Raw genomic sequence first — 20,526 nt, forward strand, 5'->3', positions numbered from 1 at the left:
TCAGGCGAAAAAGCCGTGTATGAACCATTCTGCCTGTTTTTCTTCTTTTTCTTCCACAAATGGCCCCAGCCTGAACAGCCAGTACCGCCGGCCTTCCTGGTCTTCTACCGTGTAATAATCGCGGTACAGGCCCCGTTGGAGCCACCATTCCTGCTCAATGCGCTCCGGCCCCTCGGATTTATCGATATAATGTACCTTATCCTTATACCTGAACGCGGTAGGCGGATAATCGGGGACCGGGGCGGTTACGAAGATCATTTCCGGTTTCGGGAGTAGGAAAACGGGCCTCTGCCGGTCGGTACGCCACCCGATTTTAGGTTTTTCCTGCAATGAAGCGACCATTTTGACCGACCTTTCCGGCCAATGGTGTTCATCGGGTAAATACCTTTGGATCACCCCGGTTCCGACCCGGCCGGAAACCGTGTCCAGCAACTCCGCAATCGCCGTGTTCTCAAAGCCTCCCGTGGTATCCCACATTGTTTCCTGGATAGTGTTAATCTCCTCCACCTCAGGTGCTTCCAGTATAAATAGTTCAATGCCGAATCCTGGCGCAATGGTTTTGATTTTCAGTTCGAAAAGCCTGAAGAGGTGCCTGACATGATGGGAGGCGCGGTTGGTAACGATGTCGATCTGCTGGGTTTTGCCGTCCACCCGAAAACAGGTGAGCATGCCGCTGCGAAGCCCCTTTCCTTCCTTGGCCAAACGTTCACAGAGCATTTCCAGCAGTTTTTGCAGGGCTATTTCAATGCCCGTAGCCGTGACGATCGGTTCGAGGCACGGTAGCCGCTCCTGGTAGGGTACCGCCTGCCGGACCGGTTCGATAAACTCCTGCAAATAGCCGAGCGCTTTGCTCAGCTGATCGATCAGTTCCTGTCCAAACCGCCTGCGCAAGACCCTGGGTGGTATTCCGGCAAAATTTCGGATCTGGTAGAATCCCAGTTTCTGCATCTTTTCGAGGATTTCAGGCGAAAGCCGGAGGCTGGCCGGTGGCAGCTGCAACAAGGCATTGTACTGTGCGCCAGCGGGTATGATCGTGCCCGGGCGCCCGTAATGCGCATGCGCCCATGCGACCCCGATCGTCTCCGCCATTGCAGCACGCACCTGGTAGCCGCCCTGGTGCAGTTTGGTCATCAGGTCGTTCAGGTAAGCGCGCTCGCCTCCCCACAGGTATGCGCATCCGGTGACGTCGAGAATCAGCCCGTCCGGTGGGTCCAGCGCTACCGTTGGGGTGTAACGTATACACCATTCCGCCAATGCCTGCAAGGCTTCCCGTGCGGCATCCGGGTTATCATCGAGCACCACCAGTGCGGGGAAAATAGCCCTGGCGTCGGCCACTGCCATGTTGGCCTCAATGCCCATCGCTGCCGCCGCCTCATTCAGGGCTTTTACCACCATCCGCCCCCGCTCAGGTGCCGCCAGGGCGAATTCAATCCCATACAATTCCGGCCTGACACGAACCCAATGATCCGTCGCCAAACTTGGAAACCATATCGAAATGAAGCGGTTTGACATTTTGTTTTTATCTGATTACAAGTATGTTGTGTAATGAATGGTATTTAAAGTATCTGAAAACAGATTACAATAATATCAAAAAGCTTCGATTATCGCCAAAGATTTTTTTGCTTTGTTTAAATCATTTTACACACCAGAATTTTAAACCAATGACTACACCACAAGCGCCATCGCTCAAAAAGATTTTAGCCAGGTTTTGAAAAAATCTCGCTGAAAATTTGCGTAAGTATTTACTTACATTTAATATTGTGTAAGCAAATACTTACATATATGTCCGTTGAAGCAAGAAGAGATGTTTTTCAGGCCATTGCAGATCCAACTCGTCGGCAGATCATTAACCTGATCGCGTATCAGTCGATGAACCTGAATGCCATTGCCGATAATTTTTCGATCAGCCGGCCGGCTGTTTCCCAGCATATCAAGGTGTTGATCGAATGCGGGATGGTGTCGGTGCGGCAGGAGGGAAGAGAACGGTTTTGCGAGGCTAAGCTGGACACTTTGAAAGAAGTCGCCGGTTGGGTGGATCAGTACCGTCAGTTCTGGAACACGCAGTTCGACTCGCTTGATCATTATTTGAACCGAATTCAAAACAATACTCAATCCGATCAATAGTATGGAAAACCAGGCAACCTCAAAGTCGTCATTGCAAATCGTACGCCGGTTTAATGCGCCTCAATCGCTCGTTTTCAAGGCATTTGCCTCCCAAGAAGCCTTTGCAGAATGGTGGGGACCTTCGGGTTCGCAATTGACGCTGATAAACTTCGATTTTCGGGAAGGCGGCGTGACACATTACAGGCTGGATAGCGGCGGGATGGTGATGTGGGCGCTGTTTCGCTACCGGGAAATCAGGCAGCCGGATTCGATCACGTTCATCAGCGCTTTCGCCGATGCCGGGGGCAATATCCGGACGTCGCCATTCCCGTTCGATTTTCCTTTGGAAGTGCATAACAACATTACACTGACCGAAACCGGCGGCGTTACCACGCTCAAATTGTACGCGGAGCCCGTCGACGCGACGCCGGAGCAGGAGAAAACCTTCCGTGAGCTGAATGCGAGTATGAACCAGGGATATGAAGGTACTTTCAAACAACTGGATACTTATCTGTTGAAGTTGCAGGGTTAGCGGAACCGTTAACTCAAAATATTGTGGCCCAGGGGAATTGTGTGCGGGTTGCGGATCATTGCGCATTGTGTTTGGTGGCATGAGATGATAAGTTTGCGGGCAGGTTTATCTCCAAACTACATACACGCATGAAAATGTTATTTCAAATGATTCCGCTGGTTGCAGCGTCGCTTTTGCTGGCCTCGGTTTATAGCTTTGGTCAGAATAAGCCGGCCGTCAATTATATGGGTATCACAGGTCCCATTGTTTTTCAGAAGAAAACTTACCAGCTGGCCTGGTCGGCGCACCCTGATGCATCGCTGTATAAGCAGGAGTACCTCGTTCCGGGCGATGCTTTGCCCGGTTACAAGTCGATGATCACCATCGATTTTGCAGTCAGCCCTGCCAGCGTCGATGATGCCGTGCGCGCCAAGTTGCGCGAATTGGAACAGTTGAAAAAGACATTGGATGTTAATTATGAGGTGATCGGCAATGCTGCGACGGGTGAAAAAATCATCGATTGCCTGCTCGGGCAGACGGCCGCCGACGATGCAAAAAGCATTTACGAGCACGATGTATACCGTTTCAAGGCGGTCACCGCGAAGTCGGGACAAAAAGGTATTTTGCTGTATGCGCTCAGCACGCGTGCTTACGGGAGTGAGATCAAACCTTTCCTGTCAGGACTGAAAACGGGACGGAAAGCCGTGATCGCGGATGTTGCAAAGGTATCGTTACCGGAAATCAATATTAAAAAGTAGTATTAGCATGGCAGCTACCCCCATTTTTGCCCCCGAACTTTTCATTCCGAATGGTGTGAGGGATGTCGATTTTTATATCAATGGCCTTGGTGCCAGCGAACTGCGGCGGTTTAGTAACGACGACGGGACTATACATGTTTCCGAACTGTCGATCGAAGGTGCCGTATTTCATCTGCATGAAGAGACGCGGAATCCGAGGTCGTTCAGTCCCGTGCGCCATCAGGGGTCAACGGTCACAATCGGGTTGTTTGTCGACGACGTCGACGCCTACATGGCCCGCGCCATAGAGGCGGGAGCGCGCATTGGTTCTCCGGCGCAGGATTATGATTATGGCTACCGGCAAGGCGATGTGGTTGACCCGTTCGGGCATGTCTGGATGTTTGAAAGCCGGATTTGAGAATAATTGCAAGGTATTTGAGGAGGATTTCGTGCCGCTATGTAACTTGCATGGACGATATAATCCCAAATTAAGGCCCATGTTCAAGTATCTCCTTTCCGCTTTCCTGCTCGTTTCCGCATTCAGTGCGCAATCGCAACACGTGCTCGATTCCTTGCAAATCGACGGGTATTACCGTGTTTTTGCTTACAATCCCGCTGTCAAAGTAAAGCCGGGAGCGAGTTTGATATTTGTCATGCATGGCTCGGGAGGGGAACCGATGGGTATTGTGCGGCGGGGTGCTAAACTGGAATCGCTGGCTGAGCAGGATAATTTCCTGGTTGTATATCCCGGAGGCTATAAGCGGTACTGGAATGAATGCCGTAAGGCTTCCACGGCAGTCGCTAATGTGCAGAACCTGAATGAAGAAGCTTTTTTTGAGGCATTGATCGATTTGTTTGCGACCAGGTATAAAATCAACAGAAAGCAGGTATTCGCGACGGGCTTTTCAGGTGGAGGGCATATGTCCTACAAACTGGCATTAACGATGCCGGGCAAAATACGGGCCGTTTCGGCAGTAGTGGCCAATCTTCCTACGGATGCAAATATGGATTGCGCACCGATGAACATACCCATTCCGGTGATGATCACGAACGGAACGGCGGATCAAACCAACCCGTACAATGGCGGAGAAGTGAATACGCCGGGCGTGACGCTCGGAACGGTACGGTCGACCGACCAATCGTTTCAATACTGGGCCAAACTCGATGGATATTCGGGCGAGCCGGTGAAGTCGGTCATGCCGGATGGTGATACCTCCAACAACATCACCGTCGAGAAATATACCTACAAGCAGAACGGGAAGCCGGAGGTAACATTGCTGAAAGTCGTCAACGGCAAGCACGAGTTTGTGACCGACTTCGATATGTTCGAAGAGTCGTGGAAATTTTTCAAGAGGCAGTTGGGTAAATGATATTGGGTAACTGGTAAACAGGCGTCTCCGCCGGCTCGTCTTTGCGGATATATGCGAAGCCGCCGGTCAGCCACTCCATTTCCCATTCGCCGGGTTCACCATTACGGATTTTTTGTAGTTGCACATGCCAGCGCGGATGGCCCACGCCGGGCATGCCTTCTTCCAGTTCGCTTTTCATAGGCGTGATTTGCCAGCGCGACACGCACGCGAGCGTATTCACAGCGCGCGGGCTTGTGCGGTGCAGGAAACCCGTCACCCGGCTTTGCTCCACGGCCAGTTGCAGCCGGCGCGATTCGGTAAATGTGATTTCGCGCAGCTCGCCCACGACCGCAGCCAGCGATTCGCATTTCAATGCTTCCTCTACGGCCCAGATCACATCTTTCTCTTTTGGAAGATCCAGGAAAATAAGCCGATGCGGTTCGATACCGAATATTTTCAATGCTGCCGGAAACACGACCGGTTTGACCCCGATCCAGATGCAAATTCCAAATTCCCCCATCAGTTTCCCCAGCAACCCGGCCATAAATCCGGTGGTGGCGGCCGCCGTTTCCGGGCTCGTGCTGATAAATTCATGCACCGCACCCGTCGGAAAGGCCGCATTCGGGAAGGCCGCATTCATTTCCCCCAACCCAAAATCAACCTGCCTCGCCCCGGCAGGCGTTCTAAGCCCCTGCAATGCAAGAATATCTTCTTGCAGCCTATCGAACAAGCCGTTTTTCGGGGCAGTAAGGCGCATGGGGGAACGTTTAGCTGTTGACTTTTGATATTTAAAATACCAAGAATGTGATCTCAAAAATAGCTAATATTCGAATTTGAAGCAAAGAGAATTAGGGGATATTGCTATTCAAGAAGAAATTCTTCCACCCAGTTTGGCAGGGTTTCACTAATCTGGGTAACAACCTGTCCGTTCTCAACTTCGAGAATCAATTCAGGAGTTAACTGTGAGTTGTCCCAAATGAAGGATCGGAAAGTGTTTTTTACAGCAGGCTTCAACAATTGCAGGCAGGATAGATAACGTTTCCTGATCTTTTCTTCCATTACATCGTGCCCGCCCTGGCCAACCCGCTGACAAACCCGGGCAACATTGATATCTGCCGATTGCGTACAGACAAAATACAGATACACCCGATACCCATTATCCGCTGCATAACGAAAAATATCCAGTTTTGAAGAATGTGACATGACCGTTTCGAAAGTAAGCTTCTTGCCTCTTTCTATTAGCTTGATCCGCAGAAAGTCTGCAATCAGAGCCGCCTCATATGAATATGTGCCTAAACTTTGGTTCAGGTTAATAATGGAATTTTGCTCAATCGAATAGCTCAGATTGAGGCGGAAGCCGCTTTGGGTTGCTTTTTGTAAGATGGAATGCCCGTGCTGAAAATGTTCGAATTCAGACGGCTGCAAATCGGTCAGGCCGAAGGGCGTGAGCTCAACTTGTTTTGTATTGACTAATTGAATTTCCAATTCGTCGGCATTGATGTAATATCCAATGTCGAACTTTTCGGCGATTTGCTTGAAAATGGTGGTTTTCCCGGAACCATTAGGACCTGCAAAAACTCTTAATCGCCGTCCTTTAAGGTAGTCGGAATTTGGCACCGGGCCTTGTTTTTCGAGGGAGCTTGTCAATTTTAGAAACCTTGATTTGATTACCTGTGGCGTCCTCTCGAACAATCCAGCCATCTTCCACGAAAGTTACCGGCAAATTATGGGCCTTGGCACTGGTAACAGCTTTCGACGCAGCTATTTTGGCCAGATCCCGCAGCTCGCTGTAATGCTTGGGAGTTTCCTCTATATAGCTTAAATATTTCGTTTTGCCCTGTTTCATAATGACCGAAATTAAAGATAATTGTTGAAATTAGCAATTTGCCGGAGCGGCACCGCAACCATATAATTTACACGTGGTGTCATCCGCTAAACCCATCTGCCCATGAAAAAAATCCTGATCCTGGCCGCTGTTATGCTGGCTTGTAGCGATAAGAATGTTGATAAAAGAGATAGCTGCCTGCAAGTGGAGCAGGTGTCGGTTCCTACGGATTGTTATACGGGGAATGGCGGGCTTGTTTTGACGGCCGATACGCCTTCTTCCATTGCGCTGGATTGGGTGATTGCCCCTTTGAAAGATACCACCGGTGCGCAGACCTACGTGCCCTATTACGTAAGCAGCCCGTCCAACCAGATTACGCTGCCGGACAGCATCGTGCGAAAATATCCGAAGATCGGGGTGACGTATGTAGGCGTGCTCGGATGCACATCCGATATGTATTTCAGCTTCGTACGGCGCGTGGGGGCCGACTCCTGCGTACGTTGGGTACAGCAGGAGCGGTTTTTAAAAGGTGGTTGAAAAGCGGAGCACGTGTCCCGCTTCTTACAATTTTCTCAGTTTAATGTTACGGTACCACACCGTGCTGCCCCAATCCTGCAATCCGATGCGCCCGTTGTAGTTGCCATTAGCGATGGGCGCCGCCTTTAAGCCGCTGTTCGCGACTTTCTGCTTCCAATCTTCTCCATTCAGGTTGTGTTCCTGCACGATGAATTCGTTCTGATAAACCGTCAGTTTGCCTTTTTTGACAATAAAATGAATCTTGTTCCATTCTCCCTGCGGATTGCCTTCGCGCAGACGTGCGTTCGCGATGCCGAAAAAGTCGCTGGCACGGTGGGTGTTTTCGCGGGCGCCTTCATAAATCTTATCGTCGATTACCTGCAATTCCAGCCCGGTATCGTGCATATTTTTGTTTTTGGGTGATTCTTGTACAAAAAAGAAAATGCCGCTGTTGGCATATTTGCTCACTTTCCATTCTGCTTTGAACTCGAAATCGCCGTTCACCACGTCGTCGATCACAATGTCGCCGCCGTTTTTGGCTTTGTTACCAGCCCTCTCGGGTACGTTCAGCTTGATGGCCCCGTCTTCGATAATCCAGGCGGAACCCGGCGTTTTGCCGTTATAGGCATGCCAGCCTTTGAGGTCCTTCCCGTCGAAAAGCAGCTTCCAGCCTTCCTTTTTTTCGGCGGCAGTAAGTGTGTTAAGGGCTTGTGAATAAGTGCTGAACGAAAATAACACCGCCATTGCAGTGATGAAAAAACGGGTCATAGGGTTTAATTTTAATGTTTCCGGGAAGTTTCTGTCCTGCAAAATACTGATAAAATTTCATGAAATTGCCTTATTTTTAGGGCTTCCAAATCTCACTACCTAACTATGCGGCCTTATCTTTTCGGGCAAAAATGGCTGTTGGGTTTCGCCCTTGCACTCGTTTACATTCCGCTCCGGACATTCATTAATGTCCCGCCGGAATATTACTATACGATCCCGCGCAACCTGCCCCTGTTTTTGCTGGAAATCCTGATCAGCACGGTTTTCTATACGGCATGGATTTACCTGATGGACTGGTTCCTGGGCAAGCAGGCCGCTTTCACCGGGGCCGATAAGAATCCCGCATTCAGCATCCGCGACCAGCTCATCGCGCTCATTCCCGCCGTCATTCTCGCTTTTATTTTTCACATGATCCTCATTCGTACCTGGGGGCTGATGAGCCAATGGTGGAATCCGGTGCCCAGGCCGGCATGGGGCAGCCTTCGGGCGCATGATGTGATACGTACGCGCTGGCGAGCAGGCCAGGCACTCACGATCCTCGCGCTTATCGCGGCGTACTACCTGTGTGTGAGCAACCAGGTGCAGGAAAAAATGAAGAAGCTGCTCGTGGCCTCGGAGCGATTGGAGAAGGAGAATCTGCATGCGCGGTTTCAAGCCCTGAAAAACCAGGTCAGCCCGCATTTCCTTTTCAATAACCTCAGCGTGCTGTCGTCGCTCGTGGAGTCGCGGCCGGAGCAGTCGGGGGAGTTTATACAGGAATTGTCGTCGGCGTACCGGTATATCCTGGAACAATCGGAGCTGGATAAGATCAGTTTGAAGGAAGAAATCAGATTTTTGGATACCTATATGTACCTGCTGCGCACACGGTTCAAGGAAAAGGTAGTGCTGGAATCGGATATTACGGCGGCGGACCAGGAAAAGTATTCCATTATCCCGCTTACCTTGCAGCTGCTGGTCGAAAATGCCGTGAAGCATAACACCATGTCGCTGTCTAACCCTTTGGTAATCAGTATTAAAAAGGAAGATCAGTCGCTGGTCGTCAGTAATCCGTTACAGCTCAGGCAACAGGATCAGCAGACGACGCGTCTGGGTTTGAAGAATATCGTCAGCAGGTATAAACTCTTGCAGGACAAAGACGTGGTCGTTGAACAAACTGCCACGCATTTTACCGTGAAAATTCCCTTGTTGTCATGAATGTACTGATTGTGGAGGATGAAGAACTGAGTGCGGAACGGCTGCAAAACCTGATCCGCAATATCGATCCGTCCATTCAGGTGCTGGCCATTATCCCCTCGGTTTTCGAAACGATCTCTTACCTTCAGAATGCCTCTCTCACACAGCCGGACCTCATTTTTCTCGATATTCACCTTGAAGACGACAACGGTTTCCGCATTATCGAGAGCCAGGACCTGATGATCCCCGTCATATTCACCACCGCATTTGACGATTATCTGCTCCGCGCATTCAAAACGCACAGCATCGATTACCTGCTGAAACCCGTGAATCCGCTCGAATTGCAGGCTTCTTTGAACAAATACCGGAAAATCAAGGCATTGAACGGCACCGGACACGGGGAGTATGCGCATGCGGAGCCGGTGGAAAAATACAAAGACCGCTTCCTGGTGACGGCGGGGGCACGGATATTCAGTTTTAAAACCTCCGAAATCGCCTATTTCACGATCGAAGAGCGCGCCACTTTCCTGCGGCTGTTCGATGGCCGGCATTTCGCGGTCGAGTACAGCCTCGAAAAACTGTCTCAAATCCTGGACCCGGCCGGGTTTTTCCGGGTTAACCGCACGATGCTGCTTTCGCTGCGCGCCATCCGTGAAATGCACGCGATTTCGGCAGGAAAGCTGAAAATCGATCTTAGCCCGGCGGCCCCGCAGGAGATTTTCGTGAGTTCCGAGCGTATGACGGAGTTCAAAAACTGGCTCGGTAAATAACCTTTCGTTGACTTCCGCATTTAAAATTGCCGTTTCAACGCCCGAAAACGGGCGTTCCGCAACTTGTATTTTCATTCCAGGGCCCGGTTGGCCAAATTGTACACAAACAGCAGGAGGTTTGTGTTATGTCCGTCATCCAGTTTAATGCCCACAAAAAGTACCATTTGCTTCAATGCAAAACCCGCGTTTGGGAAACCCACAATGAATTGACCCCGCATTACCGGGTTATTTTCATCCGCGCGGGCGAGGGGCATTTCAGTCTGGACGGCAAGCTTTACCAATACCGTCCCCAGGGCGTGATTCTGCTCCGGCCGGGGCAGCATCCCATTTTCCAGGAGGACGACAATGCCGAGATTTTCCTCATCGCATTCGACACCTGGCTCGCCGACGATTTTTTGCAGAAAAAAGAATCCAGCCCCGATTTCGCCGACATTTACAAGCAGGCCGAGCATTTGTGCGAAAGCGCGCGCCTAACGCAGGGTAGCCCCTTGCAGAATGAGCGCGATGCCCAAACGGCTACTTACCTCATTAACCAGATCCTTTTTGAAGTTACGCAGCAGCCGACCTCGCATAATAAGCTCATCAGGGGCAGCATTGATCTGATCGTCACCATTTTAGCGCGTAATAACTTTGAAACCAAAAAGGTAGAGGCGCGTCAGCACCTCGCCGGGGCGATCATCGATTACCTGCGCGAAGAACTGCACCAAAACAAGAACATTCGTGTGCCGGAGCTGCTCATGCGGTTCAATATTTCCGAGGATGTGGCTAACCTTTGTGTGCTCAACCAGACGGGCATGTCGCTGCGCAACTTTATCTTCAAATACAAGGCCGATCTCTTCAAAAGCCGCATGTTGAAAGTTGATATTTCGGAACTGACGGGGTATTTGCAAAGTGCCGGGAGGCAGGCGCCGCGTTTGTCTGTTTAGGAAACCGACATGTTGATTTATTTTACGGAAGTATGCGTTGCGCCGGTTTTCGGGTAAAAATCCCGACCTTCGCGCATTCGGTAACACACATACTTCCAGTAAATTACATATGAGGCGATTCTCCATCCTGACCATTCTTTTTGCATTCATCATCAGCCCGGTGGCCGCGCAGCAGGAAGCGCCGCAGACTTCGCTTAACCATTACATCGAATTTCTGAGCCAGTCGTCGGAACAGGTTATCCGGCGGTTCAAAATGCTTCAAAGCTACCAGGAAGATGTGGCGCGCTACCGTAAAAGGACCGATTATGGCCTGCGATTGCCGTCGTCGGGACCTTTGGAAGAATATTACTACAAAAAAGCGCAACGCGGCCTCGGGGTGGAGGCAGGGAAGCGGAAGCAGCTCAATGCGGGGCTCGAAAACGTCTGGAAAGTGCTGAACAACCTGGACGAGACCTGCAAAGCGCTGGAAACCTATGTGCGTTTGAAGGACTACGAACGCGATAATCTCAAAAGGTCCGACGTACTGGTCAGGGAAATGCAGGCGCTTTTTGAGCGTTATGCGCATGATAAGAATGCGCTTTACATGCAAATCAAGGCCATTTATACCGACATTCATTACCGTCCGGCTACCGATCCCTACATGGTGACCGAGCGGGCAATGGGGGAGGTGATCGCTTCGCAGCAACGGCTGTTGGAGGCATTGCCTTTTTATTTGAATGCAGAAACAAAGGCCGAATGGCCCGCTGCCCTCGTGCGGCAGAGCATGCTCGACGACGAGAAGGCACTAGCCACCATCGGAAACACTGCATCACAGCTGGAATACCCGGCCTCGGATATGGTAGGCTCTTTTAAATCGGCGCTCATTGCCATGCAGGATATCAAACGGCGGGCATTGGACGATCACAATTTCGCGGCGCAGCAATCAGCGGAACATGGGAATGCGGTCTATTTGTCGCTGGTAGAGCAGTTTAACCATGATATGCTGGAATTTTACAAGGCATTTGTCGGGTATAGCAAACCGAAGTACCTACTGCTGAATTATCCTTTTTTCAGCCCGGTCATGAAAGCGGAAAATGCCGGCGTGGCCGCTTCATCCGCGAAGGGCACGCCGCCGTTTCAGGACAAAGCTTTTCAGCCGCTGAATGTCAAAAACGCGAACGCGCCCGCCAGTGCCGCATTGATCAAGACTTTAAATCAATACATCGACTGGATCAACGAATCGCTTCGGCAAATGCATTTGCTGCAAATGATCGTCCGCAATTACCAGGGCTCGGCGGAATACTACCGCGATCCCGCCAGAGCACAGAAGCGGGCGACCCTGAGCTATTCGCATGCGGACTTCAAAGTGCCATCATCGGAATATGCATTGCTGCTCGCCGGGAGCAGTGTGTTGCCGGAGCCTTACCGCAAGCAGGTCACCGGCCAGGCGGAGGTATTGATGAATGTGATGCAGGAAATGGACGGCCTGAGTATCGAGCTGGTCCGCTATACTTCTGAAAAACAATACCTTCAAGACCAGCTGAGCCGCTCCGACGCCATTCTGGACCGCTATGTCGTCCTTTTTGATATCATGGATAAAAAGAAGGAGATGCTCTACAACGACATTCGCCGCATTCACGAAAGTTACCCGAATGCAACGCCGGCGAGCTCCTGGTACATCGCCGGTAGTGCCATGCTGAAAACGATGGACAACGGCCACGACGCCATGTTCGGTGTGCGCGACTACCTCAAAGGCGAAGCGGCCAAACTGCCCGAAACGGCCGATCTGGAAGCCAATAGCCGCCGGCTCATCGCCGATGAATACAAGAACATGAAGGGCCTGCAACGTTACGGGCGGAGCAACGGGCTTTGTCCCTACACCCCATATGAGGATCTGGGCGCCAATGCAGGCCGTTTTGCGCAGAAAGTGCAGCAATACAAGCCTGCTTCTCCCGGTTACGCGGCGCATCCGTATGAATCGTTTTATTACTTCTACAACAATGAGCTGGTGTATCAATACAACAACTTCATCGAGCTCTCGAAAGCGGGGCTTTTGAAGACCATTAACCAGCCTGACGTGTTTGCATTTCAACGCACCAAACCGCCAAAAGCAGCGGTGCAACCGCCAGTAAATGAGCAGCCCAGGATCGAGAAGCCGGCTGCCCCGCCCGTTGAAAATACAGCCCGGGTACAGACGGGCAATGCCGAAATAACGGCCGCGCCAAAACCTCCCGTACGCGAAGACACGCGTCCGCTCACGAACGAGGGCGCACCTGCGACCATCCCCGCGAACACATCCGCAGCGCAGGCGAAACGAGATACCGTATACGTGGAGCGCGTGCGCGTGGATACCGTGTATGTGGACCGCAATGCGCAGCTGCAAAACGTGACCCGCTCGCTGGAAGGGTTCGCTCCGAACAATATGGTGCTGCTGCTGGATGTGTCGTCGTCGATGAACTCGCCATTTAAAATGCCTTTACTGAAACGCTCGATCAAATCGCTGCTGACGCTGGTGCGGCCGGAGGATATGATCTCGATCGTGCTCTATTCGGGCAAGGCTCGGGTGGTGCTGAAACCGACGTCGGGAGCCAAAGCCGCCGAGATTTCGCGCATGATCGACCTGCTGCAATCCGATGGCGATACGGACGGGAACGAGGGCATTAAGCTTGCCTACAAAACGGCCAACAAGCAATATATCCGCGCCGGCAACAACCGCATCGTGCTCGCCACCGACGGCGAATTTCCCGTAAGCGACGAAGTGATGGATATGATCTGTCAGAATGCCCGGCAGGACGTTTACCTGAGCGTTTTCACTTTCGGCCGCAACGAACACACGGGCCAGAAACTCAAAAAACTAAGCGAACTCGGCCAGGGCTCCTACGCCCACGTCACCGACTCCAGCGCCGATCTGCAACTGATCCTCGAAGCCCAGGCGAAGAAACTGGCCGGGAAATAGCGGTTAGAGATCGGTGTAATGCTTTACGAAGCTGATCCAGTCGGAGTCCGACGGTATGACAATGTATTTGCCGGCCGGGGTGATCAGTAGTTTCGTAGGATAGTGCGGCACTTTGTAAGCCAGCTCAACTTTATTGTCCGACATGGCCACAGGGAATGAAAACCGCTTTTCGGCCATGTACTTTGTCACTCTCGCTTCCGTATCCCGACAGGCAATGGTCATGAGATCGATTTTGGACGCATTGTTTTGAATGGTCGACTCATAGAATTTTTGCAGTTCCGGGTGCTCTTCACGGCATGGGCTGCACCAGGTGCCCCAGAAATCGATCAAAAGCCATTTGCCCGTACCCGTTTTATGCTCAAACCTCGATTTGCCAACCATAGCAAGTGAAATGGGTGGTGCAGCTTGTGCACTCGCATTTACATGATCCATCCAATAAGTCCCGAAATCGCTGCGGGGTTTCGATTTTGCATAGGCTGCTTTCAGTTTTTCCTTAAACTGCGGTTCCTGCAATGCAATTTGCAGCAAGGCATTCAGTACCTCGTCTTCATCCTTTGAATTCTGGGTTAGAAATGCCAGATAATCCTCCTTGAAAGACACCTTTTCTTTTTTTAATATTAAATACATATCATAGAAATACGCACTGCCAATGTCCTGATCCTTCAAATTCGGACTGTAATCAAATGCTTTTTTTAAGAATAATTTCTTTTTCGAAAGGTCTTGTTCATCCTCTGCTTTTACAAAATTGGCATAGGCAAAAAGGTATTTGTGCCAGGCATTACTTTCGGATGCTTCCGATAAGCTGGTTTCAGAAACGGATGTTAAGTTGCTTTGCAGATGATGATATATTGTTTCAAACAGTTTATCTGACAACGGCTTTAACTTCGCCCGCGAACGAAGTGACGCGTGCATCATTAAGCCATATCGGCCGGACAGGTTTGAATAAATATCCGGACCTGCAAGTTCTACCTGCATAAAACGGTTGACGCTGTTTGTCAGCTTTGCATCGTCATCGAGTGCGTCCTGAAACTGGCTAAAGAAAATCATTGGCCTTGCCGTATGGACAAGCAACTGGTTAGTGTCCGAGACAATTTTGCTGAGCAGCAGTTTATTAAATGCCTGTACGCGCAGGAATCTGTTGACTTTCAGGCTGTCTGTGCCCGGTGGAAAAGAACGGACTACCAACGTTTGACCGAAGTTGTTATGCAGCACATCTTTGAGCATTCCGGCATACATTTTATTGGCTGCCAGCTGCCGGATGTTAAATAATGCCGAATCCTCATTGAGTTTCGTATTGGTAAAATCAGTGAATTGATTGTAATAATCAATCGGCGATTTTACGGACGGTTGCTGTGCGGCCGATTTTTTATTTACAAAAAGAATAGCAAATGTGACAAATAGCAGGACGTTTTTCATGGCTGTAATTTTAAAATGAAGATTTCTGTTGAAACTGCTTTCACTTTTGGGTATTACGATATTAAACCCGGAAACTGTTGCAATCTCATGACTAATTCATGATTTATTTGTAGAAAAAGAATTGCCATCCAGGTAATTCTTTTTGCCAGTCATGTAAGAGCGATGCAAATCGTTGGGGAAGTTTGCTTTATTCAATACTGCAAACCGATCCTTCACCAAACGCCTTCGCCCATGAAACCCAAGCCGCTCAGCAAGGATTTTTATTCCTTTCTTATTTTCTTTTCGTCGGTTTCCTGCATTATCGCGCTGATACAGTCCGTGGCGTTGGTCGTGATCGGGTCACAGATGATCGGCCTGCAATCCTTTGATTCGTGGATGTGGCTCGTTCTCTGCGTGATTGCGGTTACCAATGTAGCCTTCATCCGGTACCTCGCGCACGTGGGCTACCGGTGGACGGCATACGCGTGCGCGGCTTCGAGCCTGGCCGTATTTTTCCAGTATACCCTCATCCTCGACCGGGAATTGCGGGTGTTCTACCAGGAACATTATCATGCCGTGGCTTCCATTCTTTTTGGGTCCGCATTGCTCTGGGGACTAAGCCTGACATTCACGAAGGCAAGCGAAAAACGGTGGCTGCGGCTCAGCGGCAGCCTGACAATCATCATCGCCATTTCGCTGGCAACGCTTTTCTTTCTCTATTTCCAAACCGGCGAGGGCAGCACAAAACTGTTGATAGACAAAACGAGCAGGTGGGTTTCCCTTTTCGGTGTTCTGCCGTCGGTTTGCCTTATCATCCATTTTTACCAGGAAAACGAGCAACTGTCGCCCACCGGCCATGCACGGGCACACACCTTTCCGGCACTCCTGAAACTGGCGGCATTTGTCGGGTTGCTGTTTTTTGGGTTCCGGTTTTCTGTCGAAGCAGTTGGGTATAGCATGCCTTACAAGCCGTCAGCGAACGATCTGCGGCGTTCGAAGCTTGTGGATGCCTATCATTTCGTTGATAAAAGCGGCGATTCCCTGCATTACCGGTTGCTCAAACCGGTCGACTATGATTCGACGCGGCAATACCCGCTGATCGTGTGCCTGCATCACGGGGGCGCGCACGGGAAGGACAATATGCAGCAGCTATCCGCCGATCCGGCCCCATTTCTCATGGAATTGCCCACCCGAACGAAATATCCTGCATTCATATTTATGCCACAGAGCCCGAAAGGACTGGGTTTCAGTGGCGCCTATGGGAGTGCAAGTGTAGATTCGCTCGTTTTCAGGACAATCAGGCAGTTAGTGGGCCGGCTGCCGATCGACCGTAAACGCATTTATGTCATGGGCATTTCCGGCGGCGGTTATGGCTCATGGCACTTTATCAGCATGCACCCCGAACTCTTCGCGGCAGCGATCCCAATTTGCGGCGGCGGCGATCCCAAATATGGCCCTCAACTTGTAAATGTGCCGATTTGGGCATTCCACGGCGCACGCGACAGGCTGGCGCCGGTGTCGCATTCACGCGATATGATCAATGCCATTCGGAGAGCCGGTGGAAAACCGAAATATACCGAATACGAATTTGCAGGGCATGGGATCTGGGATAAGGTGGGGGAAGAGGAAATAATGGAATGGATGTTCGCCCAACATAAAGAATAGCGCGGAGCGCATAGGAGTTAATGCAAAAAGGCCGGCCCGCATCTTCGGGAACCGGCCTTTCGACATTACAACTGTACATTATGCGCCTTGCTGCGCGGGGAAATTGATCATCCAGTTTACACCGAATTTATCCTGGAAAGCGCCGAAATAGTCGCCCCAAAATTGGTCTTCCATCGGCATTTCGATCACCCCGCCTACTGAAAGGCCATTGAAATACTCGTCGGCCTGCTCGCGGCTGTCGGGAAAAATCGAAATGTAATTATTGTTGCCCACTTTGAGTGTCTGGCCCATCGAAGGCATAATGTCAGACGCCATCAGCAGCTCGTCGCCCACCGGCAATGAGATGTGCATGATGCGGTTGCGTTCGTTTTCGGGCAGATTCTCAGTGCCGGGAGCACCGTCCATTCGGTGTACGCCCTGAAATTCACCGCCAAATACGGATTTGTAAAAGTGGAAAGCCTCCTCCGCATTTCCGTCGAAGTTGAGGTAAGGATTGATTTTGGGCATAGCTAAAAGATTTAAAAGGTGATTGGACTTGATTCTAGATTGTTGACTGAGACAAAAGTAGCGCATCCGACCGCGAAGCATGCGCCCTAAAAAGGACAATTGCAGGGGGCTGGTGCGACAAAGTGAAAATCTTTTTAATACGCTTCAAAATTAAATAATAACAATTGCGCAAGTAAATACTTGCATATATATTTGCAAGCAAATACTTGCCTATTATGAGAGCACGAAGAGATGTATATCAGGCTATTGCGGACCCGACGCGCCGGGCGATCATTGGTATGCTTGCCCAGCAGCCGCAGAATGTGAATGCCATTGCCGAGCATTTTGACGTAACGCGGCAGGCGATTTCGCTGCATGTAAAAATTCTGACCGACTGCGGGCTGATCTTTATCCGAAAAGAGGGTAGGGACCATATTTGTGAAGCCCGCCTGGACCAGCTGAGCGAAGTTTCGGTGTGGGTGGAGCAGTATAAAAAACATTGGGAAGCGAAGCTGGACTCATTGGAAGTTTATCTGGAACAACTTAAAAAAGAGCGATATGGAAAATGAAAAAAGCAGTACGCACGATCGCGAGCTGATCATTACCCGAAGACTCAATGCCCCCGTCGAGCTGGTGTGGGAGGTATGGACGAAGCCTGAGCACATTGCCAAATGGTGGGGCCCGACGGGTTTTACCAATACGATTACAACCATGGACGTGGAGCCGGGCGGCACTTGGGAGCTCGTCATGCACGGTCCCGACGGGAAAGATTACCAGAATAAGAGTGTATTCAAGGAGGTTGTGCCCTTTGAGAAAATTGTATTTCAGCACTTCGCGCCCAATTTTGTGACCACCGTAGAATTTGAAGCGCAGGGCGACAAGACTTTTCTGAAATGGCATATGCTGTTCGAGTCTGCTGAGCAAATGATCCGGATCGTCAAATCCAATAATGCGGCGGAAGGTTTGAAACAGAATGTCGATAAGCTGTCTGTGTATTTGAAAGAAGTAAAAACCAGTGGCTATGCCCCTGTCAACGGTCTGAAAATGTACTACGAGATCCACGGAAGCGGTGAAATGCCACTCTTGCTGATCCACGGCGGCGGTTCAACGATCGAAACGAGTTTTGGCAATATCCTTCCGAAACTGGCGGCATTTACCAAAATTATCGCCGTCGAATTGCAGGCGCACGGACGCACGAGCGACCGCGATACGCCCGAGTCGTTCACGCAGGATGCCGATGATGTGGCTGCATTGCTGCGGCATTTGAAAGTCGGCAAGGCGAACGTGCTCGGTTTCAGCGATGGCGGCTGCACGACGATGCAGCTGGCGGGCCGCCATCCGGAACTGGTCAACAAGATCGTGGTCGTGGCATCGAACTACACCCGCGCCGGTATGATCGACGGGTTTTTCGATATGATGGAAAATGCTTCGCTTGATAATATGCCTGCACCATTGAAGGAAGCTTACCTCAAAGTCAATCCCGATCCGAATGGGCTGCAAACGATGTTCAACAAGGATCGCGAACGCCGCCGCACATTCACCGACTGGCCGCAATCCGATCTTACACGCATTCAGGCACCGACGCTGATCATGTCGGGCGACCAGGACGTGATCAAAACCGAGCATATCGTTGAAATTTCCCATCTCATCCCGACAGCGCGGCTGGTGATCCTGCCCGGCATTCACGGCGCATTGCTGGGGGAAATCTGCACCAACAAGCCCCATAGCAGACAACCCGAAGTGACCGCCTTGCTCGTCCGGGAATTTCTTGCAGAATAGCTAAGAAAGCACTTCGCGAATCTTCGTCCATTTTATTTCCGGGTAGCGAGCATTATCCAGCGGTTCCAATTTGGGCAAGCCGCTGAGCATATTGTGCAAATACTGCATGCCCTGCCACGGCGGAAACACCTTGTTCCTGGCTGGTGCAATGGTGCGCATAATGCGGATCATGGTTTCCAGGAACCCCAGCCCGCCGACCCTGAATAGCCCGAATTCTTTCCCAAGTGCCTGGCTGGCAGCCCGCTGCACGTCCCGGATCGTAGCCACTTCGCCGGCAATGCGCAAAAACCGGGGCGCCTGACTGTCCATAGCGGCGGCGGCGGTGAATGCGGCGGTGTTGGCTATTGTGGTGAAATCCATCGGCTGGTCGGCATCGCCCCAGTAAATGACACGGTTCAGCGAGGACAATACCAGCGGCGCCTCACCTTTGAGCAGGTCGGTAAACATGCCGTTCAGCACCGACGTGGTATGGATAGGGGTATGGTCGATGACACTGGAAAATTCGCGCCGGAAATCGAGGTTGCGGTTGGAGCCATCGGGCAGGAGCGTATAGTCAATGCAATAATCCGAAGGGATAAACCGCGGTACACCGGCATTCAGGGCGGCTTTCAGGAGGTCCGACTGCATATCCACGATCACATCCCGCAGTCCCGACAACGCCGAAACGACGCAATGTGTATCCCGGAGAGCTTCGGTAAGCGTGACAGTGTTCTTGTAATCGACCGGAATCACGACGGCACCGGCTTTTTCCAGCGGTTCAGTTTTCGTCAGCGGCGTGTCCTTTCGCACGAGCGCCTTCACGTGCGCGTGGCGCGCGAGGAGTTCTTTGATGATCAATGTACCGAGGTGCCCCGTCGCCCCGGCCACTACAATGGTTTGGTATGTAAAGTGTTGTTGTCCAATCATTTGGTGCCAGCTTCTGCTGATTTGGTTAGGTATGTGCTTGCATGGGCTGGTTAAAGAATTATGCCAAATGAAAAAGAGAGGCGCGAAGGCATCCCTGTGCTCAAAGAACCAGGCTAACGCGAGTCCAAGTACGTATTCAACAACCAACAGAAATCCCAATTCAAGACCTGTTTTTAACAATTAGTCACATCAAAAAAGCAGCATATACAATGCAAAGTGGCTGGCTAACGGTTTGAAAATGAATTTTGCGGCATCAAAATCTATTCAAATCAAGCCATGAAACAGTCATTACTATCTTTTCTCTTTATCTGTTCCACACTTTTTTGCGCCTGTACCGATCCTGAGCAGGAAACCGGGCCCGAAGGCACCAATGGGAAGTCGGGCTACCTCGTTGGAAAGGTCACCGACCAGCGCGGCAACGGTGTGGCAGGCGCCACCGTTTTCACGGAAAATACCGTTTTCAAAGGCCGCGGCGCTGAGGTTACGTCGAAAAACGACGGCAGTTATCAAATGGCCGTTGCCGCCGGTCTGGGACAATGGACCGTGGATGCGTACACGCTGGTCCCATCGGCCGCTACCGCGTGGCGGCGACTTACAAGCCGACCGGCGACCGCCTGCGCGTGGGCGATGCCTGGGATGGCGACGATTATGACGATAGCGTGACGATGGAGTTCAAAGGTAC

Annotated in this window: 22 protein-coding genes; 14 read left to right on the forward strand and 8 right to left on the reverse strand. The window is 51.1% G+C overall.

Annotated features, from left to right (window positions below; genetic code table 11):
- Positions 1–1,512 (reverse strand): Y-family DNA polymerase, encoded by a 1,512-nt coding sequence (locus tag H144_RS0129245; protein ID WP_026351090.1) that lies wholly within the window; start codon positions 1,510–1,512, stop codon positions 1–3.
- 270 nt (positions 1,513–1,782) lie between these two features.
- On the opposite strand from H144_RS0129245, the gene H144_RS0129250 reads away from it, so the two are divergent.
- The 5 genes from H144_RS0129250 (at position 1,783) to H144_RS0129270 (ending at position 4,721) form a co-directional block, all read left to right on the forward strand.
- Positions 1,783–2,124 carry an ArsR/SmtB family transcription factor gene (locus H144_RS0129250; RefSeq protein WP_033403440.1) on the forward strand — a complete coding sequence of 114 codons (342 nt, stop codon included), beginning with the start codon at positions 1,783–1,785 and terminating at the stop codon, positions 2,122–2,124.
- A gap of 1 nt (position 2,125) precedes the next feature.
- Positions 2,126–2,635 (forward strand): SRPBCC family protein, encoded by a 510-nt coding sequence (locus H144_RS0129255; RefSeq protein ID WP_019945690.1) that lies wholly within the window; start codon positions 2,126–2,128, stop codon positions 2,633–2,635.
- Positions 2,636–2,763: 128 nt separating this feature from the next.
- Positions 2,764–3,372 carry an HI_0983 family protein gene (locus H144_RS0129260; RefSeq protein ID WP_229208031.1) on the forward strand — a complete coding sequence of 203 codons (609 nt, stop codon included), beginning with the start codon at positions 2,764–2,766 and terminating at the stop codon, positions 3,370–3,372.
- A gap of 7 nt (positions 3,373–3,379) precedes the next feature.
- Positions 3,380–3,769, forward strand: a complete 390-nt coding sequence (locus H144_RS0129265) for a VOC family protein (protein WP_019945692.1) — start codon at positions 3,380–3,382, stop codon at positions 3,767–3,769.
- A 79-nt stretch (positions 3,770–3,848) separates the two neighbouring features.
- Entirely contained in the window at positions 3,849–4,721 is an 873-nt protein-coding gene (locus H144_RS0129270; RefSeq protein WP_019945693.1) for a CE1 family esterase, read from the forward strand.
- Here the strand turns inward: H144_RS0129270 and H144_RS0129275 are convergent.
- From H144_RS0129275 to H144_RS0129285, 3 genes are all read right to left on the reverse strand, one after another.
- On the reverse strand, positions 4,699–5,457 hold the full coding sequence (locus H144_RS0129275) for an ImuA family protein (RefSeq protein ID WP_019945694.1): 759 nt from the start codon (positions 5,455–5,457) through the stop codon (positions 4,699–4,701). The two genes, H144_RS0129270 and H144_RS0129275, sit on opposite strands and share 23 nt — an antisense overlap.
- 104 nt (positions 5,458–5,561) lie before the next feature.
- Positions 5,562–6,347 carry an ATPase gene (locus tag H144_RS0129280; RefSeq protein ID WP_169409443.1) on the reverse strand — a complete coding sequence of 262 codons (786 nt, stop codon included), beginning with the start codon at positions 6,345–6,347 and terminating at the stop codon, positions 5,562–5,564.
- Positions 6,295–6,546, reverse strand: a complete 252-nt coding sequence (locus H144_RS0129285; protein WP_019945696.1) for a hypothetical protein — start codon at positions 6,544–6,546, stop codon at positions 6,295–6,297. Before H144_RS0129285 ends, H144_RS0129280 begins: the two co-directional genes overlap by 53 nt.
- 102 nt (positions 6,547–6,648) lie before the next feature.
- Between H144_RS0129285 and H144_RS0129290 the strand changes: the two genes are divergently transcribed.
- Positions 6,649–7,062 carry a hypothetical protein gene (locus H144_RS0129290; RefSeq protein ID WP_019945697.1) on the forward strand — a complete coding sequence of 138 codons (414 nt, stop codon included), beginning with the start codon at positions 6,649–6,651 and terminating at the stop codon, positions 7,060–7,062.
- 24 nt (positions 7,063–7,086) lie between these two features.
- Here H144_RS0129290 and H144_RS0129295 read toward each other — a convergent pair whose 3' ends face one another.
- Positions 7,087–7,809: a 3-keto-disaccharide hydrolase gene (locus H144_RS0129295; protein ID WP_019945698.1), complete on the reverse strand. Its 723-nt coding sequence runs from the start codon at positions 7,807–7,809 to the stop codon at positions 7,087–7,089.
- 105 nt (positions 7,810–7,914) lie between these two features.
- Between H144_RS0129295 and H144_RS0129300 the strand changes: the two genes are divergently transcribed.
- The 4 genes from H144_RS0129300 (at position 7,915) to H144_RS0129315 (ending at position 13,613) form a co-directional block, all read left to right on the forward strand.
- Positions 7,915–9,003, forward strand: a complete 1,089-nt coding sequence (locus H144_RS0129300) for a sensor histidine kinase (RefSeq protein ID WP_019945699.1) — start codon at positions 7,915–7,917, stop codon at positions 9,001–9,003.
- Complete coding sequence (locus H144_RS0129305; protein WP_019945700.1) at positions 9,000–9,752, forward strand: LytR/AlgR family response regulator transcription factor; 753 nt, start codon at positions 9,000–9,002, stop codon at positions 9,750–9,752. Before H144_RS0129300 ends, H144_RS0129305 begins: the two co-directional genes overlap by 4 nt.
- A 125-nt stretch (positions 9,753–9,877) precedes the next feature.
- Complete coding sequence (locus H144_RS0129310; RefSeq protein ID WP_157505240.1) at positions 9,878–10,678, forward strand: cupin domain-containing protein; 801 nt, start codon at positions 9,878–9,880, stop codon at positions 10,676–10,678.
- Positions 10,679–10,787: 109 nt separating this feature from the next.
- Positions 10,788–13,613, forward strand: coding sequence for a vWA domain-containing protein (locus tag H144_RS0129315; RefSeq protein ID WP_026351094.1), 2,826 nt, complete (start codon positions 10,788–10,790; stop codon positions 13,611–13,613).
- Between the two features lie 3 nt (positions 13,614–13,616).
- Here the strand turns inward: H144_RS0129315 and H144_RS0129320 are convergent, their stop codons facing one another.
- Positions 13,617–15,029, reverse strand: coding sequence for a TlpA family protein disulfide reductase (locus H144_RS0129320; RefSeq protein ID WP_019945703.1), 1,413 nt, complete (start codon positions 15,027–15,029; stop codon positions 13,617–13,619).
- Positions 15,030–15,260: 231 nt separating this feature from the next.
- On the opposite strand from H144_RS0129320, the gene H144_RS0129325 reads away from it, so the two are divergent.
- Positions 15,261–16,673 carry a carboxylesterase family protein gene (locus H144_RS0129325; protein WP_033403484.1) on the forward strand — a complete coding sequence of 471 codons (1,413 nt, stop codon included), beginning with the start codon at positions 15,261–15,263 and terminating at the stop codon, positions 16,671–16,673.
- A gap of 78 nt (positions 16,674–16,751) precedes the next feature.
- Here H144_RS0129325 and H144_RS0129330 read toward each other — a convergent pair whose 3' ends face one another.
- Positions 16,752–17,180 carry a VOC family protein gene (locus tag H144_RS0129330; protein ID WP_019945705.1) on the reverse strand — a complete coding sequence of 143 codons (429 nt, stop codon included), beginning with the start codon at positions 17,178–17,180 and terminating at the stop codon, positions 16,752–16,754.
- A gap of 215 nt (positions 17,181–17,395) precedes the next feature.
- Between H144_RS0129330 and H144_RS0129335 the strand changes: the two genes are divergently transcribed.
- Positions 17,396–17,728: an ArsR/SmtB family transcription factor gene (locus H144_RS0129335; RefSeq protein WP_033403444.1), complete on the forward strand. Its 333-nt coding sequence runs from the start codon at positions 17,396–17,398 to the stop codon at positions 17,726–17,728.
- A complete protein-coding gene (locus H144_RS34930; protein ID WP_019945707.1) occupies positions 17,718–18,938 on the forward strand; it encodes an alpha/beta fold hydrolase in 1,221 nt (406 codons plus the stop codon). The genes H144_RS0129335 and H144_RS34930 overlap by 11 nt, the downstream gene beginning before the upstream one ends.
- On the opposite strand, the gene H144_RS0129350 is transcribed toward H144_RS34930, so the two are convergent.
- Complete coding sequence (locus H144_RS0129350; RefSeq protein WP_026351096.1) at positions 18,939–19,844, reverse strand: NmrA family NAD(P)-binding protein; 906 nt, start codon at positions 19,842–19,844, stop codon at positions 18,939–18,941.
- Positions 19,845–20,120: 276 nt separating this feature from the next.
- Here H144_RS0129350 and H144_RS34490 point away from each other — a divergent pair, with 276 nt between their 5' ends.
- A complete protein-coding gene (locus H144_RS34490) occupies positions 20,121–20,507 on the forward strand; it encodes a peptidase associated/transthyretin-like domain-containing protein (RefSeq protein ID WP_157505241.1) in 387 nt (128 codons plus the stop codon).
- Positions 20,508–20,526: the final 19 nt, after the last annotated feature.

It is taken from the genome of Dyadobacter beijingensis DSM 21582 (assembly GCF_000382205.1).
Lineage (GTDB): Bacteria > Bacteroidota > Bacteroidia > Cytophagales > Spirosomataceae > Dyadobacter > Dyadobacter beijingensis.